General features: G+C 71.5%; 21 protein-coding genes. 13 read left to right on the top strand and 8 right to left on the bottom strand.

Annotation, left to right across the window (positions count from 1 at the left end; translation table 11 throughout):
* Positions 1-2 precede the first annotated feature (2 nt).
* Genes HD596_RS28915 through HD596_RS28930 form a run of 4 tightly spaced genes read right to left on the bottom strand, consistent with a single transcriptional unit; the run spans position 3 to position 5635 of the window.
* Complete coding sequence (locus HD596_RS28915; RefSeq protein ID WP_313044917.1) at positions 3-2570, bottom strand: family 78 glycoside hydrolase catalytic domain; 2568 nt, start codon at positions 2568-2570, stop codon at positions 3-5.
* A gap of 7 nt (positions 2571-2577) precedes the next feature.
* Positions 2578-3405: a carbohydrate ABC transporter permease gene (locus HD596_RS28920; RefSeq protein WP_185072452.1), complete on the bottom strand. Its 828-nt coding sequence runs from the start codon at positions 3403-3405 to the stop codon at positions 2578-2580.
* On the bottom strand, positions 3402-4331 hold the full coding sequence (locus HD596_RS28925; RefSeq protein WP_221519569.1) for a carbohydrate ABC transporter permease: 930 nt from the start codon (positions 4329-4331) through the stop codon (positions 3402-3404). The genes HD596_RS28920 and HD596_RS28925 overlap by 4 nt, the downstream gene beginning before the upstream one ends.
* Positions 4328-5635 (bottom strand): ABC transporter substrate-binding protein, encoded by a 1308-nt coding sequence (locus HD596_RS28930; RefSeq protein WP_221519570.1) that lies wholly within the window; start codon positions 5633-5635, stop codon positions 4328-4330. The genes HD596_RS28925 and HD596_RS28930 overlap by 4 nt, the downstream gene beginning before the upstream one ends.
* 232 nt (positions 5636-5867) lie before the next feature.
* On the opposite strand from HD596_RS28930, the gene HD596_RS28935 reads away from it, so the two are divergent.
* Positions 5868-6902: a LacI family DNA-binding transcriptional regulator gene (locus tag HD596_RS28935; protein ID WP_185072453.1), complete on the top strand. Its 1035-nt coding sequence runs from the start codon at positions 5868-5870 to the stop codon at positions 6900-6902.
* An 11-nt stretch (positions 6903-6913) separates the two neighbouring features.
* On the opposite strand, the gene HD596_RS28940 is transcribed toward HD596_RS28935, so the two are convergent.
* Positions 6914-7288, bottom strand: coding sequence for a DoxX family protein (locus HD596_RS28940; protein WP_185072454.1), 375 nt, complete (start codon positions 7286-7288; stop codon positions 6914-6916).
* A 122-nt stretch (positions 7289-7410) separates the two neighbouring features.
* Here HD596_RS28940 and HD596_RS28945 point away from each other — a divergent pair, with 122 nt between their 5' ends.
* A complete protein-coding gene (locus tag HD596_RS28945) occupies positions 7411-7956 on the top strand; it encodes a MarR family winged helix-turn-helix transcriptional regulator (RefSeq protein ID WP_185072455.1) in 546 nt (181 codons plus the stop codon).
* Positions 7953-8837, top strand: coding sequence for a dioxygenase family protein (locus tag HD596_RS28950; RefSeq protein ID WP_185072456.1), 885 nt, complete (start codon positions 7953-7955; stop codon positions 8835-8837). Before HD596_RS28945 ends, HD596_RS28950 begins: the two co-directional genes overlap by 4 nt.
* A gap of 36 nt (positions 8838-8873) precedes the next feature.
* Here the strand turns inward: HD596_RS28950 and HD596_RS28955 are convergent, their stop codons facing one another.
* A complete protein-coding gene (locus HD596_RS28955; protein WP_185072457.1) occupies positions 8874-9905 on the bottom strand; it encodes a LacI family DNA-binding transcriptional regulator in 1032 nt (343 codons plus the stop codon).
* Between the two features lie 277 nt (positions 9906-10182).
* On the opposite strand from HD596_RS28955, the gene HD596_RS28960 reads away from it, so the two are divergent.
* From HD596_RS28960 to HD596_RS29000, 9 genes are all read left to right on the top strand, one after another.
* Positions 10183-11466, top strand: a complete 1284-nt coding sequence (locus HD596_RS28960) for an ABC transporter substrate-binding protein (RefSeq protein ID WP_185072458.1) — start codon at positions 10183-10185, stop codon at positions 11464-11466.
* A complete protein-coding gene (locus tag HD596_RS28965) occupies positions 11463-12416 on the top strand; it encodes a carbohydrate ABC transporter permease (RefSeq protein WP_185072459.1) in 954 nt (317 codons plus the stop codon). Before HD596_RS28960 ends, HD596_RS28965 begins: the two co-directional genes overlap by 4 nt.
* Positions 12409-13230 (top strand): carbohydrate ABC transporter permease, encoded by an 822-nt coding sequence (locus HD596_RS28970; RefSeq protein WP_185072460.1) that lies wholly within the window; start codon positions 12409-12411, stop codon positions 13228-13230. The genes HD596_RS28965 and HD596_RS28970 overlap by 8 nt, the downstream gene beginning before the upstream one ends.
* Positions 13231-13250: 20 nt before the next feature.
* Positions 13251-15527 carry a glycoside hydrolase family 3 N-terminal domain-containing protein gene (locus HD596_RS28975; RefSeq protein WP_185072461.1) on the top strand — a complete coding sequence of 759 codons (2277 nt, stop codon included), beginning with the start codon at positions 13251-13253 and terminating at the stop codon, positions 15525-15527.
* A 2-nt stretch (positions 15528-15529) separates the two neighbouring features.
* Positions 15530-17032, top strand: coding sequence for a glycoside hydrolase family 43 protein (locus tag HD596_RS28980; protein ID WP_185072462.1), 1503 nt, complete (start codon positions 15530-15532; stop codon positions 17030-17032).
* Between the two features lie 227 nt (positions 17033-17259).
* Positions 17260-18465 carry a cytochrome P450 gene (locus tag HD596_RS28985; protein ID WP_185072463.1) on the top strand — a complete coding sequence of 402 codons (1206 nt, stop codon included), beginning with the start codon at positions 17260-17262 and terminating at the stop codon, positions 18463-18465.
* 7 nt (positions 18466-18472) lie between these two features.
* A complete protein-coding gene (locus tag HD596_RS28990; protein ID WP_185072464.1) occupies positions 18473-19129 on the top strand; it encodes a TetR/AcrR family transcriptional regulator in 657 nt (218 codons plus the stop codon).
* Positions 19130-19323: 194 nt separating this feature from the next.
* The gene (locus HD596_RS28995) at positions 19324-19548 is read left to right on the top strand and encodes a hypothetical protein (protein ID WP_185072465.1); all 225 of its coding nucleotides are present in this window, start codon (positions 19324-19326) and stop codon (positions 19546-19548) included.
* A gap of 96 nt (positions 19549-19644) precedes the next feature.
* The gene (locus HD596_RS29000) at positions 19645-20016 is read left to right on the top strand and encodes a winged helix-turn-helix transcriptional regulator (RefSeq protein WP_185072466.1); all 372 of its coding nucleotides are present in this window, start codon (positions 19645-19647) and stop codon (positions 20014-20016) included.
* Between the two features lie 10 nt (positions 20017-20026).
* On the opposite strand, the gene HD596_RS29005 is transcribed toward HD596_RS29000, so the two are convergent.
* A complete protein-coding gene (locus HD596_RS29005; RefSeq protein ID WP_185072467.1) occupies positions 20027-20950 on the bottom strand; it encodes an LLM class flavin-dependent oxidoreductase in 924 nt (307 codons plus the stop codon).
* Between the two features lie 160 nt (positions 20951-21110).
* On the opposite strand from HD596_RS29005, the gene HD596_RS29010 reads away from it, so the two are divergent.
* The gene (locus tag HD596_RS29010; protein WP_246554919.1) at positions 21111-22289 is read left to right on the top strand and encodes an SGNH/GDSL hydrolase family protein; all 1179 of its coding nucleotides are present in this window, start codon (positions 21111-21113) and stop codon (positions 22287-22289) included.
* A gap of 4 nt (positions 22290-22293) precedes the next feature.
* On the opposite strand, the gene HD596_RS29015 is transcribed toward HD596_RS29010, so the two are convergent.
* On the bottom strand, positions 22294-24195 hold the full coding sequence (locus HD596_RS29015; RefSeq protein ID WP_185072469.1) for a DUF8034 domain-containing protein: 1902 nt from the start codon (positions 24193-24195) through the stop codon (positions 22294-22296).
* Positions 24196-24205 lie beyond the last annotated feature (10 nt).

Raw genomic sequence — 24205 nt, forward strand, 5'->3', positions numbered from 1 at the left:
GGTCACACCGTCGTGGTGAACGTGTGGGTCCCGGCGCCCACCTCCTGCGGGATGGCGCCCGGCAGGTCCACCTCGGCGACAGTCCCCGGGGGCACGGTCGCCGTGACCGTGAGCGTCTCGCCGTCCCGCTCCCACGAGACGGACGCGAGGCCGTACGGCGTGTCGAGGCGGGCCGAGGCGTGGGTGAGGTCGCCACCCGGCCGGGGCGCGACGCGCAGCCGGCGGTAGCCGGGGGCGGCCGGGGCGAGCCCGGCCACGGTGCGGTGCATCCAGTCGGCCACCGCGCCGAGCGCGTAGTGGTTGAAGGAGGTCATCTCACCGGGGTTGACCGAGCCGTCGGGCAGCAGGCTGTCCCAGCGCTCCCAGATCGTCGTGGCGCCCATCGTCACCGGGTACAGCCAGGACGGGCAGTTGCGCTGGAGCAGCAGCCGGTACGCCGTGTCGTACGCCCCGACCGAGCAGAGCGCGTCGCAGATGAGCGGCGTGCCGACGAACCCGGTGCCGATGCGGTGGTCGTCCTGGTCGACCAGTTCGACCAGGCGCCGCCCGGCCCGCTCCCGCTGCTCGGCCCCGTCCAGCAGGTCGTAGGTCAGGGCCAGGGCGTAGGCGGTCTGGGTGTCGCACGCCAGCCGCCCCGACGGGGTGACGAACTCCCGGCGGAACGCCTCGCGCACCTCCCGGGCCAGGGCCGCGTAGTGCGCGGCGTCGGAGTCGTGCCCCAGCAGGGCCGCCGTCTCGGCCAGGACCGCCGCGGTGTGGGCGTGGTAGGCGGTGGCGACGAGCGCGTGGTCGGTACGGGCCTTGCCGGGGTTGTCCGGCGGCGCGGCCGGGTCGAGCCAGTCGCCGAACTGGAAGCCCTCGTCCCAGAGGTGGTTCTCCCCGGCCAGCCCGGCCACCTGGTCCACCCACGCCTTCATGCTGGCGTACTGCCGGCCCAGCAGCCCGAGGTCGCCGAACCGCTGGTAGAGCGTCCACGGCACGAGCACCGCGGCATCGCCCCACGCGGCGGTGGGCGAGTTGCCGAACAGCAGCGGCACCCACGGCACGTAATGCGGCACGGTGCCCTCCTGGACCTGCTCGACGGCCAGGTCGGCGAGCCAGGACGACAGCGGGCCCGAGCAGTCGAACAGGAAGGCGGCGGCCGGCGCGAAGACCTGGATGTCGCCGGTCCAGCCGAGCCGCTCGTCGCGCTGGGGGCAGTCGGTGGGCAGGTCGACGTAGTTGCCGCGCATGCTCCACACGACGTTGTCGTGCAGCCGGGACAGCAGCGGGTCCGAGCAGGTGAAGTCACCGGTCCTGCGCATGTCGGTGTGGCAGACCACGGCCACGACGTCGGAGGCCGGGTCCAGCTCGCCGGGCCAGCCGTCCACCTGGGCGTAGCGGAAGCCGTGCGTGGTGAAGCGCGGCTCCCACTCCTCCGGCCCGTCGTCGCCGCGCAGCGTGTACTGGTCGAGCGCGGCGGCGTCGCGCAGCGGGCGGATGGCCAGCGCGCCGTTCTCCAGGACCTCGGCGTGCCGGAGCGTGACGGTGTGCCCGGCCGGGCCCTGGACGCGGATGCGCAGGCGGCCGGCGATGTTCTGGCCGAAGTCGAGGATCGTCTCCCCGTCCGGCCCGGTCAGCACCTCCACCGGCGCCAGCGTCTCGACGCGCCGGACCGGCGGGCCCGTCGGCGCGACGAGCAGGGCGGGGTCGTGCGGCAGGGCGTCGGCGGGCAGCCAGGCGGCGTCGTCGAAGCCGGGGCCCGACCAGCCGGACGGCAGCAGGCGGGCGTCGTACTTCTCGCCGTCGTACAGGCTGGCGGCGGTGACGGGCCCGCTCGCGCAGCGCCAGCTCCCGTCGGTGGTCAGCACGTCGGTGGTGCCGTCGGCGTAGGCGATCTCGAGCTGGGCGATGAGCGCGGTACGGTCGCCGTACAGGTCGGTCTTGCCGCCACGGAAGCCGATCCGGCCCCGGTACCAGCCGTCGGCGAGGGTGGCGCCGATGGCGTTGGCGCCCTCGGTCAGCAGGTCGGTGACGTCGTGCGTGCGGTAGCGCAGGCGGTGGCCGTAGCTGGTCCAGCCGGGCGCCAGGACGTCGTCGCCCACGACGCGGCCGTTGATCTCGGTCTCGTGGACGCCGTGGGCGGTGACGTACAGGCGGGCCCGCTCGATCGGGCCGCGGACGGTGAAGTCGCGGCGCAGCAGCAGCGCGGGGCCGTCGGGCAGGCCCAGCAGCTCCAGCGGCGGCGCCGCCGCGCCCGCCGTCCAGTCGGCCGGCTCCAGGAGGCCGGCCTCCGCCCACGACCAGGGGCTCCAGTCGCTGACCGAGCCGTCGCGGCCGTAGACGCGCACCCGGGCGCCGCGCCGTTCGCGCGAGCCGAGCTCGCCGCCCGGCCAGGGCACGAGCACCGACTCCGCCGACTCGACCCGGCCGGTGGCCGTGCCGTCGCTGAGCTCGATCTCGTACGCCTGCTGCCGCCAGCCGGGGAGTTCGGTGGCCACGGTCCACGACAGACGCGGAGCGCTTTCGCCGATGCCGAGGGGGTCGTGGTGGTGTTCGAAGACGGGCGCTTCGACATGCACGAGAGTCACGGGTCTCCTAGCCCTTGATGGCGCCGGCGGTCATGCCGGCGACGATCTTGCGATTGAAGAAGATGAAGAGCAGCAGCGGGGGGATCGTGATGAGCACGATGTCCATGAAGAGCAGGTTCCACTGGGTGTTGTACTGGCTCTGGAAGTTGTAGAGGGTGACCTGCACGGTGGCGTTGTCGTCGCCGGGGGTGAAGTACAGCGGGTTGACGAAGTCGTTGAAGATGGCCACCGACGTCGTCAGGACCACGGTGATGGTGACCGGCCGCAGCAGCGGGAAGATCACCCGGAAGAACAGGCCGAGCCCCGTGCAGCCGTCGATCTGCGCCGCCTCGTCCAGCTCGCGCGGGATGGCCGCGATGAACGCCCGGAACAGCAGCACCGAGTACGCCATGTGGAAGGCCACCTCGATGAGGATCAGCCCCGGCAGGGTCTTGAACAGGCCGAGCGCCTGCAGCAGCCAGATGGTGGGCACGATCGCGGGCGGGATGATCAGCCCGGTCAGCACCAGGAAGTTGGCCACCGAGCCGAGCCGGCTCGCACGGCGCTGCAGCACGAACGCGGCCATGGAGGCGAACACGACGATCAGCACGACCGACGCGACGGTCAGGACGGTGCTGTTGACGTAGGCGCGCAGCAGCACGTAGTCGCGGGCCTCGATCACGTCCACGAAGTTCTGCACGATCGGCCAGTTGGCCGGCCAGGCGAAGTCCAGGTCGGTGGCCTGCGTCTGGTCCTTGACCGCGGTCAGCAGCATGAGCGCGAACGGGATCAGGAAGATCACCCCGGCCAGCACCAGCGCGATCGCCTCGGCACTGAGCCTTCTCAGTGCGGTCATGCGGCCACCTGCCTTTTGCCGAGGAAGTAGTTGAGCGGGACGACGATGGCGGTGACGACGATGAACAGCAGCACGTTGCCGGCGGTGGACAGGCCGAAGAAGCCGGCCTGGTACTGCTTGTAGATGATCGAGGCGATGGTGTCGCTGGTGAAGCCGGGGCCGCCGCGGGTCATCGTCCAGATGAGGTCGAAGGAGCGCAGGCCGCCGATGAACGACAGGATGATCACGGAGTAGGTGGCGGGCCAGCTCAGGGGCAGCGTGACGTGCCGGAAGCGGTGCCAGGCCCCGCCGCCGTCCACGGCGACGGCCTGGTAGTAGTCGCGGGGGATGGACAGGATGCCGGCGATGTAGATGACGGTGGCGATGCCGACGCCCTTCCACACGTCGACGAGGGCGACCGACAGCAGCGCGGTGTTGGCGTCGCCGAGCCAGTCGGGGCCGTCGATGCCGATCACGGCCAGGGCCTTGTTGACCAGGCCGGTGTCGGGCCTGAGCAGGGCGCTGAAGGTGATGCCGACCGCGACCGTGGAGACCAGGACGGGGAAGAAGACCACCGAGCGCAGGAATCCGCGCAGCCGCAGCTTGCCGGTGAGCAGCACGCCGAGGAGCAGGCCGAGGACCACCTTCAGGCCGCTGGTGACGACGGCGTAGAAGAGGGTGTTGGCGAAGCCGATGCGCAGGTTCTGCTCGGACAGGAAGTCGCGGAAGTTGTCCAGGCCCACGAAGGTGCTGTCGAACAGGGTCCAGCGGGTCAGCGCGAAGTAGAAGGCCATCACCGTCGGCACCAGGAAGATCACCAGGTAGACGACGGCGGCCGGCAGGTACAGCGCGTACGGGTAGGCCGACTTGCGCTTGGCCGGACCGGCGGGCGGCCGCGTGAGTGCCGGGCCGGGCCCCGTGCGGGGCCCGGCGTCCTGCCTGGTCACCACCCCGCGAGCCCCAACTGCTTGGCCTGCTTCTCCACGTCCTTGTCGTACTGGGCGGCCCCCTCCGCGGCCGGCGTCAGCCCGGAGCCGACGGCGACGGTGATCTGCTCCAGCGACGGGCCCTTGACCGGGGACAGGAACTCCAGGGCGGGCGCGGTGGCGCTCTTGTCGATGTACGCCTGCAGGTCCTTGGCCACCTGCACGGCGTCGTCCGGCAGCTTGGCGCCCGTGATGCGGTACGGCCCCGACGGCTGCACGACCTTGCTGACCGCCTCGGTCGCGGCCGGCGAGGCGACGAAGGCCAGGAACTTCTTGGCCGCGTCCAGGTTCTTGGTGGTCTTGGGGATGTAGACGCCGCCCGGCTCCCAGAGGGTGGCGCCGTTCTTGGCCGGGTCGGTGCCCGGGATGCCGAAGAAGCCGACGTCGGTGGCCGCCTGCGGCATCGAGTCCACCAGCGGCGGGACCTGGGCGCTGAGCATCGGATAGTGCGCGCCCTTGCCCTCGACCAGCATCTTCATGCCCTGGTCGGCGGTCGCCGAGCCGAAGCCCTCGTTGAGGTAGCCCTTGGCCTTGACATCGGCCAGGTGCTGGAACCCGGCCAGCGCCGCCGGCGTGGTGGCGAACTTGGCCTTGCCCGCGGTGTAGTCGGCGGCGAAGTTCGGGACGGCGGCCTGCACGTTGTAGAAGTCGCCGAGCACGAACAGCTGCGAGGTCCAGGTGTCCTTGAACGTCGAGATCACCGGCGCGATCCCGGCCGCCTTGATCTTCTCGTTGTTGGCCATGAACTCGTCCCACGTCTTCGGGACCTGCAGGCCGAGCTTCTCGTAGACCTTGCGGTTGTAGAGGATGCCGCCGCCCAGGGCGGTGCCGGAAGGCACGCCGAACACGTGGTCGCCCTGGCTCACCACCGGCAGGAAGTCCTTCTGGACGTTCTTGATCACCGGGTCGCCGGCCAGGTCGACCAGGGTCTGCGCCGGGTTGAGCGCCTGCAGCAGCGATCCGGAGTTGTACGCGAACACGTCCGTCATGTCGCCCGTCGAGAGCCTGGTCTTGACGATGTTGTCGCCCTCGCTGCCGGGCGGTCGCGTCTCCGTCTCGATCTTGATCTTGGGGTTGGCCTTCATGAAGGCTTCCGTCATGGCCTTGGCCGTGTCGACCGAGCCCTGGCCGTTGTCCACGAGGTACTTCAGGGTGACCGTGCCGTCGGCTGCCGGCTCGGCGCCCGAGCCCGAGCCGCAGGAGGTCAGGGCCGTCATCGTGAGAACGGCCAGAGCCGCTCCCAGCGCGCGGTGAGAGGTCTTCACAACGCCCCTCCGGGTCCGTTGAATCGTTTTAACGCCCCCCGATGCGAGTTAACGTAAGCGTTACAGGGCATGGTGGTCAAGGCTCGATTTGAGGAACGGTCCCCAATCGTGATCCACGTGGGACGGATGGACCTCTGGTTGTCCGATCTCTTGAATGGGTAACGTTATTCATCGCGGAACCGGCCCGGAGCTCGTACAATCGGGTCGCGTCGAGTCGAACGGGGTGCGTCACATGGTCACGCGCGACGGGCGGCGACGGGTGACGATCACCGATGTGGCGAGCCACGCCCGGGTCTCCACCACCGCCGTGTCGAAGGTGCTGCGCAACGCCTACGGGGTCAGCGAGGCGATGCGCGCCAAAGTGCAGGCCGCCATCGACGAGCTCGGCTACCGGCCGCAGGCCGCGGCCCGGGCGATGCGGGGGCGCACGTTCACGTTCGGCGTGGTGCTGCCGCACATCAGGAACCCGTTCTTCGCCGACATCCTCGACGGCTTCGACGAGCAGATCGCGGGCGCCGGCTACCAGGCCATCATCGTCCAGGGCAGCGGCAGGGACGCCGAGGCCGAGGTCCGCGCCATCGACGCCCTGGTGGACCGGCAGGTGGACGGCATCCTCGTCGTCGCCGCCGTCGTCCCCAGGGCCCGCCTCGAAGAGATGGCCAGGAACACGCCCACGGTCGTGCTCGGCCGCCACGACCGCTCGGCGGTCTACGACTCCGTGCTCGACGACGACGAGGCGGGGGCCGAGCTCGCCGTCGAGCATCTCATCGCGCTCGGCCACCGCCGCATCGCGCACATCACGCAGAAGGATGTCGGGACCGTCCGCTCCGTGACGCTGCTGCACACCATCAGGGCCAGGGCGTACGAGCGGGTGATGGCCGAGCACGGCCTGGCCGAGCACATCGCTCTCGCCGCCACCGCCTACACCGAGGAGGGCGGCCACCAGGGGACGCGCGAGCTGCTGGCCCGCACGCCCCGGCCCACCGCCATCTTCGCCGGCGCCGACCAGGCCGCCTTCGGCGCGCTCGCGGCCATCCACGAGGCCGGGCTGGCCGTCCCCGGCGACGTCTCCGTGGTCGGCTACGACAACGCCCGCGCGGCGGCCCTGTCACACATCTCGCTGACCAGCGTGGATCAGGACGGGGTCATCATGGGCAAGACGGCGGGGCGGCTGCTGCTGGAGCGGATCGAGGGCCGCACGACCGCCGTGCGCTTCTCCGTCACCCCCACCCTGGTGACCCGCCGCTCCACCGCCCCGCCCGCCTGAGGTCCCGGTCGTCAGAAGGAGTACGGGCCGAAGCGGCCCCAGGCCACCACGGCGGCCAGCACGAGGAGCACCGCGTTGATGACGATCCCCTGGTACTCCTTGCGCCGGGCGTGCGTGACCGCGGCCCCGATCATGACGATGACCAGGCCGGCGGCGGCCAGCGGGGTCAGCGCCGGGACGATGCCCAGCGCCGCGGGCAGGACGAGCCCGATGGCGGCCAGCAGCTCCAGGGCGCCGATGCCCTTGACGGCGCCCGCGGAGAAGTCCTCCGTCCAGGCCAGGCCGGACGCGGCCAGCTTCTCCTTCGGCTGGGACAGCTTCATCAGGCCGGCGCCGAGAAAGGCCAGGGCGAGTAGGCCGGCGATGATCCACAGAGCGACGTTCATCGGGAGTCCGATCGATTGCGGGATGACTTAAAGCTTCAACCGGAATGTACGCAGGGCGCACTTGAAGCGTCAAGCGTCAATGGAGGCGTGATCACTTGACCCGTCAAGTTAGAGTGGAGAACATGGAGCACCCGCAGGAGCCGCGCTGGCTGACCCCCGAGGAGATGGAGAGCTGGCTGGCGCTGGTCAGCGTGCTGATCAAGTTGCCGGCCGCGCTGGACGGGCAGTTGCTGCGCGACGCCGGGGTCAGCCACTTCGAATATCAGGTGCTGGCGGGGCTGTCGATGACGCCCGAGCGCACCATGCGCATGAGCGACCTGGCGATGATCTCGGAGGGGTCGCTGTCCCGCCTGTCCCACGTCGTCAACCGGCTGGAGAAGCGCGGCTGGGTGCGCCGCGCCCCGGACCCGGACGACGGCCGCTACACCCTGGCCATCCTCACCGAGGAGGGCTGGGAGAAGGTCGTCGAGACCGCCCCCGGGCACGTCGAGGCCGTACGCGGCTTCGTCTTCGACGCCCTCACCAAGGCGCAGATCCGGCAGCTGCGCGAGATCGGCCGCCGCATCACCCACGCCATCGACCCCGGCGACAGCTGCCTCGACCGGCACCCGGCCACCGCGCGCCCGGAGCCCGACCCCGACCCCACCCTCAACCGGGAGCCCTCATGACGTCCATCCTCAACCCGGACATCCCCGCCGGAGCCTACGACGCGTTCCTGCCCGGCGCGCTGCCCCGGGCGCGTGCCCAGCGCCCCTGGACGCCCGCCGACGGCCCGCTCCCCGCCCTGTACATCAGCCACGGGGCGCCCCCGCTCTTCGACGACGGGCCCTGGATCGGCGAGCTGTTCGCCTGGGCGCAGTCGCTGCCCAAGCCCAGGAGCGTCCTCATCGTCTCCGCCCACTGGGAGGCCGCGCCGCTGGCCCTGTCCGCGCCCGCCGCCGGCACCCCGCTGGTGTACGACTTCGGCGGCTTCCACCCGCGCTACTACGCCATGACGTACGACACCCCCGACGCCGGCGCGCTCGCCCGGCGGGTGGCCGCGATGATGCCCGACGGCGAGCCGGTCCACCAGCACCCCAGCCGCGGCCTGGACCACGGGGCGTGGGTGCCGCTGATGGCCATGTACCCGCTGGGCGACATCCCGGTGCTGCAGCTCAGCATGCCGACCCACGATCCCGGCCGGCTGCTGGAGCTCGGGGCGCGGCTGGCCCCGCTGCGGGAGGAGGGCGTGCTGGTGATCGGCTCGGGGTTCATGACGCACGGGCTCCCGTTCGTCACCCCGGAGATGCTCCACCAGGGGGCCGTCCCCGCCTGGTCCTCCGACTTCGACGCCTGGGCGGCCGACGCCCTGGCCAGGGGCGACGTGGGGGAGCTGGCGGCGTTCCGGACCCGCGCGCCCGGCATGCCGTACGCCCATCCGACCGTCGACCACTACATCCCGCTGTTCGTCACGCTGGGGGCGAGCGGCCGGGTGGACCAGCCGGTGACGACGGTCATCGACGGATACATGATCGGATTCTCCAAGCGGTCCTTCCAGACGGTGGCGTAGCGCCGATACGTACGGCAAGAATCCAGAAAGTTTCGGTCAGCGTGACGGCGGCGCGGTGCTGGCCCGGACGATCAGCTCGGTGCCCAGCTCGACCCGGGTCTGCGCCAGCGGCTCGCCCTGCGCGAGCTTCATGAGCATGGCGGTGGCCGTGGCGGCCATCTCGGTGAGCGGCTGGCGGACCGTGGTCAGCGGCGGGACCGCCCACTGCACCGAGGGCAGGTCGTCGAAGCCGACGACGCTCAGGTCACCGGGGATGCGCAGGCCCAGCTCGTAGGCGGCGCGATAGACGCCGACGGCCTGCCCGTCGTTGCAGGCGAAGATCGCGGTCGGCGGGTCGGGCAGGCGCAGCAGCCGGTGGGCCTGGGCCAGCCCGCCCTCGATGAGGAAGTCGCCCGAGCCGATCAGCCCGGGGTCGGCGGGCACCCCGGCCAGGTCGAGCGCGGTGCGGTAGCCGTCGAGGCGGGCCCGGCTGGACAGGGCCCAGTCGGGGCCGGTGATGACGGCGATGCGGCGATGACCGAGGTCGATCAGGTGGCGGGTGGCCGACAGGCCGCCGCTCCAGTTGCCCGCGCCGACCGAGGGGACGCCGGGGCCGGGATCGCCTGACGGGTCGAGCAGGACGATGGGGATGTCGCGGGTGACGAGCTGGTCGCGCTGCTCCTCGGTCAGTCCGGAGAACACCGCGATCACGCCCGACGGGCGGCGGCTCAGCACGCCTTCGATCCAGCCGTGCCCGGGGCCGGAGCGCTGCTGCATGTCGGAGATCACCACGGCCAGGTGATGCTCGCGGGCGACCTGGTCGACCCCCTTGATCATCTCGATCGGATAGTCGCCTCCCAGAGCGTGGAACACCACCTCCACCAGGGCGGACGCGGTGACGCGCCGGCGCTGCCGGCGGTAGCCGTGGCGGCGGATGAGGCCCTCGACGAGGGCGCGCGTCTCGGGGGCGACCTCGGAGCGGCCGTTGACCACCTTGGAGACGGTCGCGGTGGACACGCCGGCCAGCTCGGCGAGCTGCGTGATGGTCAGCGGCTGGGGCGTGGCGGACGGCTCCTCGGTGGCGGTCATGGCCGCAGTCTAACGAAAAGTTTTCGGAGGCTGGAACCGATTGTTTCGGCCTTCTTACGTGGAGGTTCTTGACGGGTTTCGGGAATCAGACCTAGAGTCCCGGCTTAACGATCGGACCTTGGACCGAAACTTTCCGACGCGCTGGCGAACCCCCCATTCGAAGGAGCGCGGCATGCATCGACCTGTCTCCGAACGCGGCGTGACGGCCGCGCCCGCCTACTACGTCCTGGCCACAGCGCTCCGCTCCTGAGCGCCGGACCCACCGAAAGAGACCGACGTGAAGATCCGCAACGTAACCCCGGTCGTGCTCGCCGCGGCCCTCGCCCTGTCCACGGCCGCCTGCGGTGGCGGCGGTGGCGGCACCCCGTCCCAGCCGTCGGGCGGCGACAGCAAGTCGTTCGAGTTCTGGTCGTTCTCCGGGATCGACCAGAAGGCCTCGGTCGATGAGTACCAGAAGGTCAACCCGGGCGTGCAGGTCAAGCTCACCGAGGTGGGCAGTTCGACCGAGACGGCGCAGGCGCTGACCACGGCGCTGGCCGGTGGCAAGGTGCCCGACCTCGTGCTCATCCAGGGGGACGACCTGCCGAAGTTCGTGCAGCAGCCGCAGAACTTCTACGACCTGCGGCAGCTCGGCGCGGACAAGATCAAGGGCGACTACCTGGACTGGGTGATCAGCCAGCCCACCGCCAAGGACGGCTCGATCATCGGCATCCCGACGGACGTGGGCGGCATGGCCGTGGCCTACCGGACGGACCTGTTCAAGGAGGCCGGACTGCCGACCGACCGCGAGGAGGTGAGCAAGCTCTGGCCCACCTGGGACGCGTTCATCGAGACCGGCAAGAAGTATGTCGCCAAGACCGGCAAGGCGTTCGTGGACAACGCGTCCACCAGCGTGTTCTACCAGGCGGTCAACCAGGGGCCGCAGAAGTACTACGACCCGTCCGGCAACGTGGTCTACAGCACCAGCCCGCAGGTCAAGACGGCCTTCGACCTGGCGCTCAAGGCCATGCAGGCCGGGATCACGGCCAAGCAGAGCTCGTTCACCGACGGGTGGAGCGCGGGCATGAGCAAGGGGCAGTTCGCGGTGATCTCCGCGCCGTCGTGGATGCTGGGCTCGATCCGCAGGACCGCCCCCGACACCAAGGGCAAGTGGGACATCGCCACGATCCCCGGCGGGGCCGGCAACTGGGGCGGCAGCTACCTGGCCATCCCCAAGGGCGCCAAGAACGCCAAGGCCGCCTGGGACTACATCTCCAAGATGCAGTCGCCGCAGGGCCAGCTCGCGCACTTCCTGAACGCCGGCTCGCTGCCCACGACCCCGTCGGTGTACAAGGACCCCAAGCTGACCGGGAAGAAGGACGAGTTCTTCTCCGGCGCGCCGATCGGGAAGATCTACACCGACTCCCTGCTCGGGCTCAAGCCGTTCTACATCGGCCCCGACAGCTCGGCCATCGGCCAGGAGCTCCAGAACGCCCTCAACAACGTCGAGCTGGGCAAGGGTGACGCCGCCAAGGCCTGGGACACGGCGCTGGCCAACATCAAGACGGCGATCGGCAAGTGACCGCCACACTCGAAAAGGTCGCGGGGACGCCCGCGCCCGCGCTCACGACACGGGTGCGGCAGAGCCTCGGGGAGCGCATCGCCCCCTACGCCTACATCGCGCCGTTCTTCCTGCTCTTCGCGGTGTTCGGGCTCGTCCCCCTGCTGTTCACGTTCTACGTCGCGCTGTTCGACTGGAACCCCATCGGCGAGCACGTCTTCATCGGCTTCGACAACTTCAGCCGCCTGTTCGGCGACCCCCGGTTCTGGAACGCCCTCCGGAACACCATCAGCATCTGGGTGTTGTCCACCGTCCCGCAGCTGGTGATCGCGCTGGGCGTGGCGCACCTGCTCAACCAGGCCCGGCTGCGGCTGGCGGTGTTCTTCCGGATGTCGATGCTGGTGCCGTACATCACCTCGGTGGCGGCCACCGCGATCGTCTTCGCCCAGATGTTCGACCGTGACTACGGCCTGCTCAACTGGCTGCTGGGCTTCGCCGGCATCGGGCCGATCGACTTCAAGCAGTCGGTGTGGGGCAGCCACCTGCTGATCGCCGTCATGGTGACGTGGCGCTGGTTCGGCTACACGACGCTGCTCTACCTGGCCTCGCTGCAGGCGATCCCGCGTGCGATCTACGAGGCGGCGGCGGTGGACGGCGCGGGCGGGTGGAAGCAGTTCCGCCACATCTCGATCCCGTCGCTGCGGCCGGTCATCGTCTTCACGGTCGTGACCTCGACGATCGGCGGCCTGCAGATCTTCACCGAGCCCCTGCTGATGGGCCGCTCCTCGTACACCTGCGGGCCGATCCGGCAGTGTCAGACTCTCACGTTGTTCCTGTACGAGCAGGGCTTCGGCCAGTTCCAGTTCGGCTACGGCGCGGCCATCGGCGTGGCGCTGTTCGTCCTGATCATCGCCGTCGCCACGCTCAACTACTTCCTGTCCACCCGCACCCGCCGGAGCAATCATGAATGACCGGGTCCGCTGGTGGGCCTACCTGCTGCTCGGCCTCGCCGCGCTCGCCTGCCTGTTCCCGCTGTACTGGATGTTCGTGGTGGCCACCACCGACTCGGCGACCGCCACCCAGCTGCCGCCCGAGATCGTGCCGGGCGGCAACTTCTTCCACCTGGCCGGGCTGGTGTTCTCGACGGTGCCGTTCGTGCGCTCGATCGTCAACAGCCTGATCGTGGCCGGGACGATCGGCCTCGGGCACGCGGTGCTCTGCTCGTTGGCCGGGTTCGCCTTCGCCAAGCTGCGCTTCCCCGGCCGCAACGTGCTCTTCCTGATCGTCGTGCTCACCATGACCGTGCCCACGCAGCTCGCGGTCATCCCGCAGTACATGATCATCTCCTCCCTGGACTGGGTGGACACGTTGCAGGCCCTCATCGTGCCCGGCCTGGCCAGCGCGTTCGGCATCTTCTGGATGCGCCAGCACCTGTCCTCGACGATCAGCGACGAGATCCTGCAGGCGGCCCGCATCGACGGGGCGAACACCTGGCAGATCTTCTGGCGCATCGCGTTCCCGCTGGTGCGGCCGGCCGCGTTCGTGCTCGGGCTGCTCGGCTTCGTCACCGCGTGGAACGACTTCCTGTGGCCGTTCATCGTGCTGAAGTCACCCGAGATGTACACCGCGCAGATCGCCATCAAGGCCCTGCAGAACAGCCTCGACATCGACCTCGGCCTGGCCATGTCGGGCTCTTTCCTGGCCACCCTGCCCCTGCTGGTGCTGTTCGTGTTCGTCGGCAGGCGGATGGTGGCGGGGATCATGGACGGCGCCTTCAAGGGCTGAGAACTCAGATTAAGGAAGTCATGACATTCGTGAATGAGCCGTGGCGTGACCGCGGCCGCCCGTCCGCCGAACGCGTCGAGGCCCTGCTGGCCGAGATGACGCTGGAGGAGAAGGTCGCGCAGCTCGGCTCGGTGTGGATCCAGACCGACGACCCCGGCAACGTCGCGCCCCTGCAGGACCGCTTCGCCGCGGTGGAGGGGCTGGAGGAGCGGCTGCGCGACGGGGTCGGGCACCTCACCCGCGTGTACGGCACCGCGCCGCTGTCCGCGGCCGAGGGCGCGGCCCGGCTGCGGGAGCTGCAGGAGCTCGTGGTGACCTCGAACCGGCTCGGGGTGCCTGCGATCGCTCATGAGGAGTGCCTGACCGGGTTCGCGACGTTCGGGGCGACCGCGTACCCGACGCCGCTGGCCTGGGCGGCGACGTTCGACCCCGGTCTCGTCGAGCGCATGGCGGCGGCGATCGGTGATGATCTGCGGGCCGCGGGTGTGCACCAGGGCCTGTCGCCGGTACTCGACGTCGTACGCGACTACCGCTGGGGGCGGGTCGAGGAGACGCTGGGCGAGGACCCGTACCTGGTGGGCAAGATCGGCGCGGCCTACGTGCGCGGGCTGGAGGGCGCCGGGGTCATCGCCACCTTGAAGCACTTCGCCGGATACGCGGCCTCGCGCGCGGCCCGCAACCACGCGCCCGTGAGCATCGGGCCGCGCGAGCTCGCCGACGTGATCCTGCCGCCGTTCGAGGTCGCGCTGCGCGAGGGCGGCGCCCGTTCGGTGATGAACTCCTACACCGACCTCGACGGCGTCCCGGCCGCCGCCAGCGCGGACCTGCTGCGGCGGGTGCTGCGGGACGAGTGGGGGTTCGAGGGGACCGTGGTGTCGGACTACTGGTCCGTCCCGTTCCTCGCGTCCATGCACCGGGTGGCCGAGGACGTCGCGGCGGCGGGCGCGATCGCGCTGTCGGCCGGGATCGACGTGGAGCTCCCCGACACCCGCGGGTACGGCCGCAACCTGGTCGAGCAGGTGAAGGCCGGCCACGTCGACGAGGCGCTGGTGGACGAGTCGGTACGCCGCGTGCTCCGGCAGAAGATCGACCTCGGCCTGCTGGACGACGCCCCGCTCGTCCCGGACGGCGCCGAGGACGTGGACCTGGACAGCGCGCGCAATCGGGAGCTGGCCGCCGAGGTCGCGGAACGTTCCATCGTGCTGCTGGCCAACACCGGCCGGGCCCTGCCCGTCGACCCGCTCGTGACCCGGCGGCTGGCGGTCATCGGGCCGTGCGCCGGCGACCCGCGTACCCTCATGGGCTGCTACTCCTTCCCCAACCACGTGCTCGACCGCTTCCCCGAGCGCGGCATGGGCCTGCCGGTCGCCTCGATCCTGGAGGGGCTGACGGCCGAGTTCCCCCACGCCGACGTGCGCCACTGCCTCGGCGCCGAGGTGTCGGGCGACGACGCGTCGGGGATCCCCGAGGCCGCCGGGGTCGCCGCCCAGGCCGACCTCGTGCTGCTGTTCGTCGGGGACCGGGCCGGGATGTTCGGCGGCGGCACGTCGGGCGAGGGCTGCGACGCGGCCGACCTGCGGCTGCCCGGCCGCCAGGCCGACCTGGTCGAGGCGGTCCTGGCGACGGGCACGCCGACCGTGCTGGTCGTGGTGTCGGGGCGGCCTTACGCGCTCGGCGCCTACCAGGACCGGGTGGCCGCGCTGGTCCAGGCGTTCTTCCCCGGGGTCGAGGGCGCGGCCGCGGTCGCCGGCGTGCTCAGCGGCCGGGTCAACCCGTCCGGGCGGCTGCCCGTGCAGATCCCGCACTCGCCGTTCGTCAACCCGTCCACCTACCTCCAGCCGCCTCTGGGGAGGAAGGCGGAGGGCATCACGGTGCTCGACCCGACGCCGGCCTTCCCCTTCGGGCACGGGCTGTCGTACGCGGCGATCACGTACGAGGCCATGCGGACGTCGCAGGCGGAATACGGCACGGACGGCACGGTCGAGGTGCGGGTGAGCGTGCGCAACGACGGTGACCGGCGCGCCGAGGAGGTCGTGCAGCTCTACGCCACCGACCCGGTGGCCCAGGTCGCCCGGCCCGCCCAGTGGCTGGTCGGCTTCGCCCGCGTGCCCCTGGAGGCGGGGGAGAGCCGCGAGGTGGCCTTCGAGGTGCCCGCCGAGGCGTTCTCGTTCACCGGGCTCGGCGGGCGGCGGCTCGTCGAACCGGGGGAGATCGTGCTGTCCTGCGGGCCGTCGGCCGCCGACCTGCCGCTGAGCGCGTCGATCCGGCTGGTCGGCCATCCGGGGAAGGAGTTCTGAACGTGCGTACGTACGGGAACCCCGTCGTCGCCGGGTTCCACCCGGACCCCAGCGTGTGCCGGGTCGGTGACGACTACTACCTGGTGTGCTCCAGCTTCGAGTATTTCCCGGGCGTCCCGATCTTCCACAGCCGCGACCTCGTGCACTGGCGCCAGATCGGCAACGTCCTCGACCGGCCCTCGCAGCTGAACCTGCCGCCGGACGTGCCCGCCTCCGGCGGCGTCTACGCGCCCACCATCCGCCACCACGACGGGCGCTTCTACGTGATCACCACCAACGTGAGGGCCGGCGGCAACTTCATCGTCACCGCCGAACGCCCCGAGGGCCCCTGGTCCGACCCGGTCTGGATCGACCTGCCCGGCATCGACCCCGACCTGACCTGGGACGAGGACGGCGCCTGCTGGTGCGCCTTCTCCGGCACGCAGGTGGCGCGGATCGATCCCGCCGAGGGGAAGGTGCTGGAGGGGCCGTACCAGGTCTGGTCCGGCACCGGCGGGAAATATCCGGAGGCGCCGCACCTCTACGAGGTGGACGGCTGGTGGTACCTGCTCATGTCCGAAGGCGGGACCGAGCGCGGCCACGCCGTCTCGATCGCCCGCGCCCGCACGCCGCGCGGCCCGTTCGAGCCCGGCCCGGTCAACCCGATCCTGACGCACCGCGGCACCGACCGGCCCATCCAGAGCACCGGCCACGCCGACCTCGTGCAGGCCGCCGACGGGACCTGGTGGATGGTCCTGCTCGGCACCCGCCCGCGCGGCTACACCCCCGAGTACCAGGTCCTCGGGCGGGAGACGTTCCTCACGCCCGTACGGTGGGAGGACGGCTGGCCGGTCGTGGGCCCCGTCGAGGAACGCCACCCGGCGCCCGCCGCCTGGCACCCGCTCCCGCCCGAGCCCTCCCGCGACGACTTCGACGAGCCCTCGCTACGGCCCTGCTGGATCTCGCCGCGCGGCCGCCCGGACGGCTCCTGGTCGCTGACCGAGCGGCCCGGCCGGCTGACCCTGCACGCCACCGGCCCGACCCTCGACCGTCCCGGCCACACCTTCGTCGGCCGCCGCCAGCAGCACCACGACTGCCGCGTCACCGCCCTGCTGGAGCCGGGCGCGGGCACGGCCGGGGTGTCGGTCCGGATGGACGAGGCCCACCACTACGACCTGGAGGTCCAAGGGGGGATGGTGCGGGTGGTCGCGCGCATCGGCCCGCTCCGGCAGTGCCTGGCCGAGCGGCCGGTGCCGGCGGGGCCGCTCACGCTCGCCCTCGACCTCCGCACCCGCGACGTCCTGCCGCCGTCCGTCATCTCGCCGGCGGACGAGCCGGTGGGGGTGGACGGCCGGGGGCCGGACACCATCGCCTTCTCGGCGAACGGCACGCTCCTGGCCGAGCTGGACGGGCGTTACCTGTCCACCGAGGTGGCCACCGGGTTCACGGGGCGGGTGATCGGGATGTACGCGACGGAGGGGAGCGCGAGCTTCGACTGGTTCGACTACCAGCCCGCCACCCCCTGACCCGCCGTACGGGCCGCGGTCCCTCGGAGGGCGCGGCCCGCACCCCGCCACCTCCCGAGGGACCGCGAGGTGGGCCGCCCTTCTCTCCCGAGGACGGCGACGCCGTACGGGGCTCCCCTCCCGAGGGGCCGCAACCCCGTGCGGTGGGGCAGGCGTTTAAGGTGCTTCCCTTATTAAGGCAGTCGCCTTAGGGTTGAGGGCGACTCGTCAACGACAATGGGGGCGTCATGACCGAAACCATGCCCGATTACCCCTTCCCGCGCACGACGGCACTGGAGCCGCCGAAGGAGTGGGCCGAGCTGCAGGACCGCTGCCCCGTGGCCCACGTGCGGCTGCCCAGCGGCGACGCCGCCACGCTGCTGACCCGCTACGACGACGTCCGCGCGCTGCTCACCGACACCAGCTTCCAGCGCGGAGGCGAGGGCGCGGCACGCGTGTCCACGACGGATGACGGCGGGATCTTCAGCCGCGGCAGCACCACGCGCCTGCGGGAGGGGGAGGACCACCTGCGGTGGCGGCGGCTGCTCAGCAAGTCCTTCACCATCCGCAAGATGGAGTCCTGGCGTCCCCGGGTGCAGCAGATGACCGACGAGCTCGTCGACGACCTGCTCAAGTCCGGCTCGCCCGCCAACCTGTCGCTCCAGCTGGGCCTGCCGCTGCCGGTGCGGGTCATCTGCGCGCTCGTCGGCGCCCCCAGCGAGGACCAGGACAAGTTCGCGCACTGGTCCCAGGTCATGCTGACGCTGACGCGCTACACGCAGGAGGAGGTGCTGAAGACGTACGAGGAGTTCGGCGCGTACGTCTCCGCCCTGGTCGAGGAGAAGCGGACGAACCCCGGCGACGACCTGCTCAGCGAGCTGACCCAGATCTCCGACAGCGAGGACGGCCGGCTCGGCCACGAAGAGCTGATCACCACCGTGATGGCGCTGCTGCTGGCCGGGCACGAGACCACGTCCAACATGATCGCCATCATGGCCGCGATGCTGCTGGCGGAGCCGGAGCGCTACCAGGCGGTCATCGACGACCCGGAGCTGATCCCCGGCACCGTCGAGGAGGTGCTGCGGCTGGACAGCACGCTGAGCGTGGTCGGCTTCCCCAGGGTCGCCACCCAGGACTCCGAGTTCGCCGGCACCACGGTGCCCGCGGGCAGCACCGTGATCCCGTGCCGGCCCGCGGCCAACCGCGACCCGCGCAAGTTCGACGATCCGGACGCGTTCGACCCGCGCAGGGACAACGCCAACCAGCACCTGACGTTCGGCGCGGGCCCGCACTACTGCCTCGGCCAGCCGCTGGCCAGGCTGGAGCTGCAGGTCGTGCTCGGCACGCTCGCCCGCAGGCTGCCCACCCTGCGCCTGCGCGACAGCGCCGACGAGCTGCGGCTGCGCACCGGGCTGCTGTCGGGCGGGCTCCAGGACGTGTGGGTCACCTGGTGAGCTCGCGATGAGCGTCCAGGCGTCCGCGCGGGCGGTGACCGCGAGGAGCGCGATCATGCGTGCGGCGGAGCGCCTGTACGCCACGGAGGGCTTCGCCGGGGTGTCGATCCGGCAGATCGGCGAAGCCGCCGGGCAGCGCAACAAGTCCGCGGTGCAGTACCACTTCACCTCCCGGGACGAGCTCGTCAAGGCCATCCTGGCCGAGCACGCCGAGGCCATGGAGGTGCACCGGCTGGCGATGATGAGCCGGCTCGGCGAGCCCGCCGGGATGTCGCCGCGCGACCGGATCCGCTGCGTCGTCCTGCCCCACATCGAGCACCACGTCGACCTGGGCGTCCCCTCCTGGTACGGCCGCTTCCTCGCCCAGGTCGTCGTCGAGCCCGCGCTGCGTGAGTACGCCGTCAGCGTCCACCTGGAGCGGCCGTCCCTGCGCCGCCTGTACGACGCCACCCGGGACCCGGGCGAGCGCGATCCCGCCCGGACCGCGCGGCGGGAAGCCATGACCCGCGTGCTCATCGTGCACATGTGCGCCGAACTGGAACGCGACCTGGCCGCAGGTCACGCCACCGCCGCGTCCGCCGCGACGGCCTGGCGGCGGCTGGGCGACGACCTGGTCACGGCGGTCTGCGGCCTCCTCGGCGCTCTGCGCTCCGACCCACGCTGACCACCGGGTAGGGGCGGGCGGCGCGCTTGTCCGTGACTTGGTCGCGGGTTGGGCGGGGCTCGTCCCCGGTCCAAGAACTCGCGAAGTCCGCGACAAGTGCGCCTGCCTAACGTTGCTCCGTGGACGCCCAGCAGGGCGTCCGGCCCCCGCCAGGCGGCGGGGTGCTCATCCGTCTTCTCCCGGAGGGGCCGCAGATGCCAGGCGAGACTTTCATCCTCACCGCGGACGGGAACGCGCGCGCCGAGCGGGTGACCGTGCTGCTCGATTCCCGCTGGGCCGAGATCGCCGACGGCCGGACGGCGCCGCGCGGCAACCCGTACCTCAGGGGCCTGATGTCCGCGCTGCTGTGGGCGGCGCTGGCCGTGCTCGGGTCGGTCATGTACGTGTTCGGCTGGATGCTGTTCGGCGGCGGCGCCTGAGAAGAGGCGTCGGAGCTCGGCTCGCAATAAGCTAGTGTGCTATGGAATCAATAGCACGCCCGGTTCCGGGTGGTACCGGGAGGTAGGCTGGTGACCATGGCCGAACACGTCTCCGAGACCGTCGCGACGGACGGGAGCCCGCGGGGCATCTCGTGCGACGTGCAGTTCGTCGACGTGTTCAAGGTGCTCGGCAAGCGCTGGAACGGCATGATCCTCGTCGCGCTGATGGAGCGGCCCGCGCGGTTCGGCGAGCTGGCCAGGTCGATCTCCGGGATCACCGACGGCATCCTGTCCGACCGCCTGCGCGAGCTGATGGCGGCCAGGCTCGTCGAGCGCCAGCTCGCCGACGGCCCCGCCACGGCGGTCCTCTACCGGCTCACCCCCATCGGCGAGGACCTGCGCGGCGCCTTCCAGGAGCTGCACGCCTGGGCCGCCCGCAACAACATCCACGAGCAGTGCGCCCCCTGACCGGCGGGCGTCACCGGCGGGCGAGGTCGATGAGCTCGGCGTAGAGGCCGAGCGTCTCGTCGATCCCCGGCTCCTCCTCGGGGCTGCGGCCGGAGGGGGAGAACAGGACGTGGTCCACCCCGGTGCCTTCGAGCCCGGCCAGGTCGTCGGCGATCTGGCGCGGTGAGCCGCCCAGGAACGGCCGGTCGTCGCCTATCGGCTCGGTGGTGATCGGCACGTTGGCCCTGGCGACCACGGTGACCGACTCCGGGTCGCGGCCGAACTCCTCGACCGCCGCCCGGAAGGCCTTGCCGAGGCCGAGCAGCGCGTCGCGCGAGAAGGCCACCGGGTTGAGCCCGTCGGCGATGCGGGCGGCCCGCCGCACGCCGCCCGGCGTCATCGCGCCCAGCAGGATCGGCACCCGTGCCTGCACCGGCTTGGGGTTGATCTCCGACTCGGCGATCCGGGTGAACTTGCCCTCGTACGAGACGGGGTCCGGCCCCCAGCAGGCCCGCATGGCGGCGACGACCTCGTCCATGCCGGGCCCGATCCGGCTCATCGGCACCCCGGCCGCCTCGAACTCCTGCGGCATCCACCCCTGGCCCAGCCCGGCGACGACCCGCCCGCCGCTGAACCGGTCGAGGGTGGCGAAGCGCTTGGCCAGGACGGCGGCCGGGTGCAGCAGGGCGTCGATGATGCTGGTGCCGAGCTTGACGTGTTCGGTGAGCGCGGCCACGTAGCTCAGCGTCTCCAGCGGCTCGTAGGTCTGCCGGTAGACCTCGGGGACGGGCTGGGGCTCCCCGCCGCCCATGGAGACGGGCGCGACGGGCCGCAGCAGCCGCTCGTAGGTCCACACCGAGTCGTACCCGAGCCGCTCCGCCTCGCGTGCGACGCGGGCGATGTTCTCCGGGCCGGCCAGCGGGCCCGACGTGGGCAGGGCGATACCTAGTTCCATACGCGAAGCGTACTATATTTTTCGTAGTTCGCTAGATAACTCTGAGCGAACTGCAACAGCCGTAGTTGACCACGAGAGCGGGCTGCCATACCTTTCTTCCCGAAATGTTCGTTTTCCGCCCGAAATTTTCGGGAACCGAGCTAGAGGTAGGGCGCTGAAGTTGGGGCACTGGGTCACCACGTGGACGGCGATGCCGCAGCTCACCGAGCCGGACAACCTGCCGCCCGCGCCGTACACGCAGGAGGACCTGGTCCTGGCCGACAGCACCGTCCGGCAGACCCTGCGGGTGTCGGTCGGCGGGCAGCGGTTCCGGCTGCGCCTGTCCAACGCGTTCGGCGGCGCCCCGCTGCCCGTCACCCGCGCCACCGTGGCGCTCCCGAGCGGCGGGAAGGCAGGGGTGAGCGCGATCCGGCCGGAGACCGTCCGGCCGGTGACGTTCTTCGGCCGGCCCTCGGCGGTCGTGCCGGTCGGGGCGCAGGTGGTGTCCGACCCGCTCGACCTCGCGCCGGCCGCGGGCACCGTACTGACCGTGACCCTCTACCTGGCCGACGGCCAGGCCTCGACCGGCATCACCTCGCACCCCGGCTCGCGGACCACCTCCTACCTCGCCCGGGGCAACCAGGCCGACGCGGCGGACCTCACCGGTGCCACCCCCGTCGAGCACTGGTACTTCCTCAGCGGCCTCGAGGTGTGGGCCGAGGCCGACACGGCGACGCTCGCCCTGGTCGGCGACTCGCTGACCGACGGCAGGGGCTCCACCACCGACCAGAACAACCGCTGGCCCGACCAGCTCTTCGACCGCCTGCAGGCCGACCGCCGCACCGCGGGGGTCGCCCTCGCCAACCAGGCGGCGGGCGGCAACCGCGTGCTCAACGACGGGCTGGGCCCCAACGTCCTGGCCCGCCTCGACCGCGACGTGCTCGCGCAGAGCGGCGTGAAGTGGCTGATCCTCTTCGAGGGCGTCAACGACCTCGGCACCGCGGAGGCCACCCAGGAGGCCCAGAAGAGGGTCGCCGACGACCTGATCGCCGCCTACGACCAGATCATCGTGCGCGCTCACGCGCAGGACATCCTGGTGTACGGGGCCACGATCACGCCGTTCGGCGGCAGCTTCTACGACGACGCCCAGGGCTGCCGCGAGGCGGCCCGGCAGACGGTCAACGACTGGATCCGCACGAGCGGCGCGTTCGACGCGGTGATCGACTTCGACCGCGCGCTCCGGGACCCGGCCGATCCCCGGCGGATGCTCCCGGCCTTCGACGTGGGCGACCACCTGCACCTGAACCCGACGGGCTACAAGGCGCTCGCGGACGCGGTGCCCGCGCGGCTGCTGCACTGACCCGTCAGTCCCAGGGTTGCCGGTAGGACGGCTGGTAGGCGTGCAGGCGCAGGCGCAACGTGAGGGTGACGGTGGTGCCGGCGGGCAGCTCCACCGTCAGGTGCGGGCCGTTCACCGCGGTCTCGGTGACCGACACCACCGGCTCGTGGTGGACGTACTCGGTGTCGTGGCCGGTCCAGCCCGGCTCGGCGGCCGTGGCCGCGACGCCGGTGATCTCGTGCTCCCCGAACGCCCCCGCCTGCACGACCAGCACCCGGTCGGCGGTGGCGGAGAGGTTGACGAGGGTGACCACCGTGGCCTCGGGCTCGATCGAGCTGACCAGCGCCGCCACCTGCTCGGGCACGCCGGGACGGCGGCGCACGGCGTCGAAGTAGCGGACCCTGGCCTGCTGCAGGCCCCCGTTGTAGATGACCTGCGGCCCGCCCCACATGAGCTGCGTGAGGGCCTCGGTCACCACGGGGTTGACGTTCTGCCAGAGGTGGATGTCCGACTCGGGCAGGTCGCGGTCGGCGTTGTCGAGCAGCAGGGCGATGCGGCGGCGGGCCTGGGCGTGCGCGGCGGCGAGGATCCGCTCGGGGTAACCGGGGTTGTCGCCGCACAGGTACGCGTACCAGGGCTCCTCGTGCCCGGCCTCCTCCTTGTCGCGGAACGGCCGCACCGTGGCCCAGTCGTAGCCGGTCGCGGCGCGCAGCGCGTCCAGGCGGGCGCGGTCCTCAGGGGCGCCGGTGTGGTGCCAGAGCGCGAGCGGCACCGAGGTCTGGACCGGGTTGTAGTCGAACCAGCCCTTGTCGCTGTGCCGGTAGGGGACCAGCAGGGTCGGCACGTCCACGTCGGAGCCGAGGTGGGCGCGCCAGCGGCCCTGGTTGGCCGAGTCGCTCTTGCTGAACGGCAGCCGCACGCCCCTGGCGATGACCGCGTCCAGCAGCGACCTGACGAGGTCCAGGTAGCCGTCGTCGCGGGTGGCCAGGGCGGCGCTGAGGGCGCCGACGGCCGCCGCCTGGCCGATGCTGTACATGCCGTGCGGCCAGGTCCAGCCGTAGTGGCCGCCGTACCAGCGCCCGTCGAGCAGGCTGCCGACCACGCCGTCGAGACCGACGTTGTCGGGCACGACGCCGCCGTTCTCCTCGGCCCGGCGCCGCCAGGCGCCGACGTACTCGCGCAGCCAGGCGGCGTACCGCTCGTCTCCCGAGACGAGGTAGGCGTTGCAGACCAGGCCCGCCACGCTGAGGTTGCCGACCGCGTCGCCCCGGCCGAGGCGGCGCTGCATCTCGGCGCCCAGGCGGGGGTCCTCGGCGAGCGGCGGCACGGGCGCGCCGTCGGGGACGAGCCAGTCCAGCGGGTAGCCGTACTGTGCCGCCTCCGCCGCGGTCCACGGGTACGACGGCGAGCCGGACACCCCTTCCCGCGCCCCCCGGCTGCCGTTGTGCGGGGCCTTGATGATGCGGTGCGCCGGGTCGTAGTTGCCCTTGGCCGGATCGAGGTAGAGGTCGGCGAACCTGGTCGCCCGCCCGGCCCAGGCCGCCGGGTCGGCCGCGGTCAGGAAGTACGTGAACAGCAGGCTCTCGCCCTGGTGGAACCAGTCGTAGCCGATCTCGAACTCGTCGGCGAACATGCCCAGCTCGGTCATCTGCCCGACGACCCCGTGCCAGTGCCGGGCGCTGGTGTCGAGCAGGTCGTCCGCGCCGCCCAGCAGGTAGAGCTGCGGCCAGTTGAAGAACGGCTCGAAGAAGTCGTCCGCGCCGTCGCGGGAGGACAGCCGGCCGGAGTACCGCAGCGACCCGTCCGGCCGGGTGTAGCGGTCGGAGAACAGCCGCCACCCGCTGTCCAGCAGGTCGAGCAGGGCACGCTGGGCCAGCGCCCACGCCGGGGGGTCGAGGACGGGGACGCTGGCTTTCACGACGGTCATGTAACTCCTA

It is taken from the genome of Nonomuraea jabiensis (assembly GCF_014204795.1).
GTDB lineage: Bacteria > Actinomycetota > Actinomycetes > Streptosporangiales > Streptosporangiaceae > Nonomuraea > Nonomuraea jabiensis.